This is a genomic window from Frankia sp. CpI1-P (genome assembly GCF_001421075.1).
In the GTDB taxonomy this organism is placed as follows: Bacteria; Actinomycetota; Actinomycetes; order Frankiales; family Frankiaceae; genus Frankia; species Frankia torreyi.
In genome coordinates this window covers 148,592-154,591 of record NZ_LJJX01000013.1, presented here as the reverse complement: position 1 = coordinate 154,591, position 6,000 = coordinate 148,592, and the positions used below count along the sequence as shown (strand labels likewise).

Annotated in this window: 4 protein-coding genes and 4 pseudogenes; 5 read left to right on the top strand and 3 right to left on the bottom strand. The window is 72.4% G+C overall.

What is annotated here, in order from left to right; all coding sequences use genetic code 11:
- Positions 1–411: 411 nt before the first annotated feature.
- From FF86_RS11550 to FF86_RS46365, 3 genes and pseudogenes are all read left to right on the top strand, one after another.
- A partial coding sequence (locus tag FF86_RS11550) for an alcohol dehydrogenase catalytic domain-containing protein (protein ID WP_255355758.1) occupies positions 412–1,282 on the top strand: 871 nt, incomplete at its 5' end.
- 111 nt (positions 1,283–1,393) lie between these two features.
- A pseudogene (locus FF86_RS46370) lies at positions 1,394–1,641 on the top strand (SAM-dependent methyltransferase); the annotation flags it as partial.
- A gap of 1 nt (position 1,642) precedes the next feature.
- Positions 1,643–2,083: class I SAM-dependent methyltransferase (locus tag FF86_RS46365; RefSeq protein WP_242418584.1), on the top strand; the 441-nt coding region annotated here is incomplete at its 5' end.
- Positions 2,084–2,216: 133 nt separating this feature from the next.
- On the opposite strand, the gene FF86_RS11540 is transcribed toward FF86_RS46365, so the two are convergent.
- A complete protein-coding gene (locus FF86_RS11540; protein ID WP_242418604.1) occupies positions 2,217–3,173 on the bottom strand; it encodes an N-acetylmuramoyl-L-alanine amidase in 957 nt (318 codons plus the stop codon).
- A gap of 697 nt (positions 3,174–3,870) precedes the next feature.
- Between FF86_RS11540 and FF86_RS65840 the strand changes: the two are divergent.
- Together FF86_RS65840 and FF86_RS11535 are read left to right on the top strand one after the other, a co-directional pair.
- Positions 3,871–4,007: pseudogene (locus FF86_RS65840) on the top strand (hypothetical protein); the annotation flags it as partial.
- 1 nt (position 4,008) lies between these two features.
- A partial coding sequence (locus FF86_RS11535) for a ChaB family protein (RefSeq protein ID WP_242418583.1) occupies positions 4,009–4,374 on the top strand: 366 nt, incomplete at its 5' end.
- 150 nt (positions 4,375–4,524) lie between these two features.
- Here FF86_RS11535 and FF86_RS46355 read toward each other — a convergent pair.
- Both FF86_RS46355 and FF86_RS62190 read right to left on the bottom strand, forming a co-directional pair.
- Positions 4,525–5,574: pseudogene (locus FF86_RS46355) on the bottom strand (MMPL family transporter); the annotation flags it as partial.
- A gap of 1 nt (position 5,575) precedes the next feature.
- Positions 5,576–5,898, bottom strand: a pseudogene (locus tag FF86_RS62190) (MMPL family transporter); the annotation flags it as partial.
- Between the last annotated feature and the right edge of the window lie 102 nt (positions 5,899–6,000).

The following is a 6,000-nucleotide window of genomic DNA, read 5'->3' as shown; positions in this document are numbered from 1 at the left end:
CTTCGAAGGACGCACCTTCACCGGCTGGCACCACCACGTCACCCTCGTCAGCATCGCCCAAGCCATCTGCACCCAGCTCCGCCGCGACCCAAAAGCCCCTGCGCCGGCCTGACTCTCTATGGAGTTCTCCGCACCCTCCAGGCCCTGCTCGCCGTCTGGACCGGCGCCTGCCCCACCTGCCAACGACCCTTCACCCACACACCCAACGTCACACAACACCTATCCGGAGTCACCTAACGATGTCCTACTAGGGAACTCTCGGGTAACTACTACCTAAAGGATACTCACGCTCGTAGCGTTCGGACCACCGCCGCGGCACCCGCTGNGGCACCGAACCGGAGGACAACCGATGCGAGCGCTCATGATCCCGGCCTACGGCGAGACCANCCCGCTGCCCCTGACGGAGCTTGNGACGCCGAAGCCCGGCCCGGGGGAGGTCCGGGTCCGGGTCGAGGCCGCGGGGGTGAACCCGGTCGACCCCTTCATCCGCGCCGGCGGTTTCGCCGCGCTGTCCACCCAGCAGCCGCCGCAGGTAATCGCCGGGTGGGAGCTGGCGGGTGTCGTCGACGCGCTCGGTGCGGGGGTGACGGGATGGCCGGTCGGCACGGCGGTCGTCGCCCTGATCGACTGGGTCGGTGCGCGGAGCGGGGCCCACGCCGAGCAGGTCGTGCTGCCGGCCGACCTCCTTGCCGCGCGCCCGCCCGCGATGGCTCCCGCACTGGCCGCGACCGTCCCGCTCAACGCGCTCACGGCGCATCAGGCGGTGACGGAGCTGCACCGGGGGGCGGGTGCCACCGTCCTCGTCACCGGGGCGGCGGGGGCCGTGGGCGCCTTCGCCGTCCAGTTCGCCGCCGGCACCGGAGCGCGCGTCGTGGCGATCGCCGGACCCGAGGACGAGCAGGCGGTCCGGCGACTGGGCGCGGAGATCTTCGTCGCCCGCACCGACGAGCCGGCTGCCGCCGTGCGCGCGGTGCTCCCCGACGGGGTGGACGGCGTCGTCGATGCCGCCCTGCTCGGCGAGTCGATCATCGATCTGGTCCGGCCCGGCGGCGCCTTCGTCGGGCTCACCCCGCCCTCGACCCCGGCGCCACGGGCCGGGGTGGCCACTCATGCTCTGAACGTCCACGGGGACGGCCGGACGCTCGCCACGATCATGGACGCGATCGCGCGGGGGGAGATCGCGCTCCGCGAGGTGGAGACCTACCCCGCCGCCGAGGGGGCGGCCGCGTATGCCCGCCTGACCAAGGGCGGCCGGCGAACGGGCATCAGCCTCGCGTTCTGAGCACTGGCGGTACCCGCCCCCGCCCGCGCGAGCGCCAGGCTGGCGGGGGCGAGTACCGCGCCCACGGCGGATCGACTGCGGGCTGGTCGGGTCACGTCGTACGCTTGTCCAATGAGTGAGACAGCAATCTCATATTCTGAGACACCCGTCTGGGATCCTGCCACCTACGACGCGGAGCGTCGCCGCCTCGTCCCCTCGTTCGACCTGCTGTACGGGACGGTCGGCGACCTGGTGGCGCGGCTTGGCGGGACTCGACCCAGGGTGCTCGACCTCGGCGCGGGAACCGGCCTGCTGGCCATCGCCGTGGTCGCCGCGGCGCCCGGGGTACGCCTGCACCTGTTCGACGGCGCCGCCCCCATNCTCGCCAAGGCGCAGGCTCGGCTGTCCACTAAAAACGTCGAGGCCGCCACCGTGGCCGACCTCTCCACGGCGCTGCCGCCCGGCCCCTACGACGCCGTCGTCTCCGCGCTCGCCATCCATCACCTCGACGATCCCGGCAAGCGGGACCTGTTCCGACGGGTGCACACAGCACTGCGTCCGGGCGGTCTCTTCGTGAACCTGGAGCAGGTCGCCGGGCCGGCCCCGGCCCTGACCCGCCAGTACGAGGAGATGCACGAGCGGCATGCGCGGGCGGCGGGCTCGGACGACGCGGAATGGCAGGCCGCCCTGGGCCGGATGGCCTTCGACCGCTGCGCGCCGCTCGCCGACCAGCTCGCCTGGCTGACCGGGGCCGGCTTCGATCCGGTCGACTGCATCGTCAAGAACGGCCGGTTCGCCGTCTACGCCGGCTGGCGTGCCTGATCCCTCAACCAGCCGCATGACCCAGCCCGCCCGGCCGACCGGCCTGGGTCATGCGGCCCGCTCCGGATCCGACACCCCGGACCCGACACTCCGGACCCGACACTCCGGACCCGACACTCCAGACGCGGTCGGCTCACAGGAGCGCTTGGGCGACCTCCAGACGGACGGCGTCCAGCGCCGTGTACAGGACCGCTCCGGGGCACTCGGTGGCCATCCAGTCACCATGCCCGCTGATCGCCGGCACCCGGCGTCGGGCGCCGCCTACCGGATTGACGTAGTCGACGCTGCCGACGGGGTTCAGGCTGTGGGCGCCGGAAAGCGCCTGCAGAACCAGCACGAGCGAGCGGCGCGCGGCTGCCGTCGGGGCCCGGGTCCGGTGGTCGCCGAGCAGCGCGACTCCGACGTTGCCGGCGTTGAATCCGCCGACGTGCGCGCCGGTGACCACCTGGCCGTCCGGACGGTGGCCGGGAACCCCGTCGGTCCCGGACCAGCGTCCCTCGTAGAGGGCGCCCGCCTCGTCGATGAGGAAGTGGTAGCCGATGTCCGCCCAGCCGCGCTCCACCGTGTGGAAATGGTAGATCGCCCGCACGGTCGCGGCCGGGTCCGGATCGTCGTTCGGCGTCACGGTGTGGTGCACGGTGATCACCTGGCCCGGATGGTAGGTCGTTCGCCAGGGCTGGCCCGTGGCGGGATCGAGCCGCAGCGACTCATCGGCGCCCCAGGCCGCTCGAGGCAGGTAAAGCAGGCCGAGGGCCGACGGCGCCGAACCCCCGGGTGCGGTGGATGCGGTGGATGCGGACTGCGGCGCAGCAGCCTGGCCCGCCGGCTCGGGTCCGGCCGCCGGAACCGGTCCCGCCGCCGCAGCGAGGGGTGCGCGCCGCGGCCGTGGCACCGCTCGGGCCCGCGCCGGGCTCCTCGATTCGGCCGCGACGGCCAGTCCGGCCACGGCGGCGAGGGCGGCCTGGGCCGTCACATCGGGAACCGTCAGTCGCCGGCACGGGCCGGACGTCGTGTTCAGCGCCGTGACGGCCACTCCGGAGGCTCCCTGCGGCACCCGAAGTTCGTAGCCGGTGGCGGTCCTGGCCCCCATCAGGACCGCATGAGCGGAGGAGGCTCCGGCCGGTCGGTCGTCCCGCTCCGCGGGGCAGCCGACAGTCAGCGGGCTCCATGAACCGTATCCACCGTTCGCCCGCCGTAGGCGGATCGCGGCACCTTCGTTCCCTCGCCCGACCGCCGCCCCGGGGCCCGTGCCGCTGGGACGGCTCCAGCGGACCGCCAGGTAGCCGATGCGAAAGGCCGGGCTCGCCGGGCCCGTTCCCACTGACATCGCGCTCAGCGTCCGCGGGATGAGTACCACTCGGGTACCCGCGGGGCCCATCGGGCCCGCGGCGGCCGCGGCCGGCAGGCCGACGGTGCTCGCCGCCACCGGAGCGCCAGCGAACTCCATGACCGCCCACCCCCCGACGCCCGCACCGGCCAGGACGAGGATCCTGCGCCGGGAGGGAGGGGCCGGGTCGCGCAGGCGGCGGGGCGGATCGGNGGCGGGCATGGCGTCCTCCGTGTTCACGCGGTCGGGTCAGCGGGCACGCTACGACAGTCAGAGCATCACCCTGTGTATCGAAGCGCCGGCCGGTTCGAGCCAGGCCACGTGGTCTTCCGGATCGCCCCCGACCGGCCCGCCGGGATGCACCCGGAGCTGCCCGGACGGAGTGGCAACCTGCTGGGCGGCGTACGGGCCGCTGCAGCGGCCGAGAAGTCCCCTTCTCCTTGGGCCGTTGAGTCGGCGTGTGGCGGGAAGGCCGTCCCCAGCGACAGGAGCCGTAGGGAGGACGAGGGCTATGGCCGTGAGAAAGCGGGAGAATCCCCAAGCGCAGGCCGACCGGATGCGCGCCGAGGTGCCGTCAACGATCGCCCGTTCGGCCGANAAAGCCGTCCGGACCTGGAAGAAGACCCACGACTCGGCGGTCCGGACGTACGGCGAGGGCCAGCGTGCGCATCGAGCGGCCTTCGCCGCCCTCAAGCACACCCACGAGAAGGTCGGCGATCACTGGGAGCCGAAGGCGCGGCCCGGGCCCTCGGACACACAGGCTGCCAGGAAGCCGCCTGACTCCCTGGCGGGCGGGGAAACGGCAGAGGGTGTGGACGCGCACGCATCCCTCGCCCATCTGCGTGCGATCGCCCGTGAGCTGGGCATTCCAGGTCGGTCGAAGATGTCGAAGAGTGAGCTCGTCGGCGCGGTACAGAAGGCCAACCGCCGCGAGACGGCACGGGCTCGCGGGTCCGGCCGATAGCCTTGGCTGGCCGGGCCCGCCAGCAGGCCAGCCGGCGCGGTCGGGCGCGGACCAGGCGCGGAGGGGCCCGGAGCAGCCCGGTACGGCCGGCCGGGAGTGGACGCGGGGCCGTCTCCGGCCAGAGGCTGGCCCGGACGGGCTATCCGTGTATCAGCGGTGCGCGTCCGCGTCGAGGACCGTGGGGTCGTCCACCTGGATGCCATCGATGACGAACCCGCGTGTCCCGGTCACGATCTGTGGAGCGGAGCCGTCTGCCCGCCAGCGGTTACGCAGGAAGTAGTGCCAGGTCGGCGCCTGGGCGGTCCCGGGCCTGTCCCACCGGGCGGCCTCAGCACGCCCTCGCTGATATGTGATCTTCGTGGTCATCCTGACCCCCGGGTCGGGCTGTCCGCCCGTGGCCGGGCCGCTGTTGGTCACGTAGGCCGCATACGACGGCACCGCCGGGAGCCGACGATCGCCGTCCTCGGGACCGGCGACACCGGCCGGCCGATCGGTCGTGCCGACGGGCAGTTGCGCCCCGCCCCGCCCCGGCGCCCCGCCCCGCCCCGCGCCCGGGTGTGTCGACCCCGATGAGCCCGGGCCGGGCAGACCATAGGCCAACACGCCGTACCCGCCCCCACGGCCGGCCGGCGCGGCCACGCCGTTCACCTCGGCCAGCCCGGACTGCCCCGGCACCGCGTGCGGGCCGCCACCCGGACCGACGCCGACAGCCGCCTCGCCGGAGTCCTCGCGCAGACCGAAGCGGTCGTGCAGGCGCCGCAGCGGCGCCGGAGCCCACCAGTTGTACTTGCCGGCGAGAGCCATGAACGCCGGAACGAGGATCGCCCGCACGACGGTGACGTCGAGCGTGATCGCGACGGTCAGGCCCACCCCGACGAGCTTGATCATGCTGATGTGGGAGGTGGACAGCGCGACCATGACCACCACGAGGGCGAGCGCCACGCTGGTGATCAGCGGGCCGGTCACTCCCAGACCGATGGCCACGGATTCCTTGTTGTCGCCGGTGCGCTGGTATTCCTCACGGATGCGGGCGAGCAGGAAGATCTCGTAGTCCATGCTCAGCCCGAAGGCGATGAAGAACATCAGCACGGGGCTCGTCATCTCAAGCGTTCCCGAGACCTGGAAGTCGCCGACCAGGCCGCGAAGGTGACCCTCCTGGAAGACGAAGGCGAGCAGGCCGATCGTCGCGGCGAGGTTGAGNGAGTTCAGGAACATCGCCTTGAGTGGAAGCAGCACACTGCCGGTGAACAGGAACAACAGGATGAAGGTGGCGGCCATCACAACCGCGAAGGCGACGGGAAGTCGGTGCAGGATGGTGCGCGAGGTGTCCAGGAAATGGGGAGCAAGACCACCCATGAGGACACCGAAGGGGGCCGGGGTCGCCTTCAGCTCCCGGACCAGGTCTTTCGCCTCCTTGGACACCGGAGAAGTGTCGCCCTGCCACACCGACAGCCAGGCGCCACCGTGGGTGCCCACATATCCCGTCGGCGCCTTGGGTACCTCACCGATCCGCTTTCCCTGCATGAAGCTGCCGGTCACGGTGTCGATGCGAGCAATACCCGGGAGCGCGGACAGTCGAGTCGCGTAATCGGTCAGNTTGGCAGCGTTGACCGGGTCGCGCGCGTC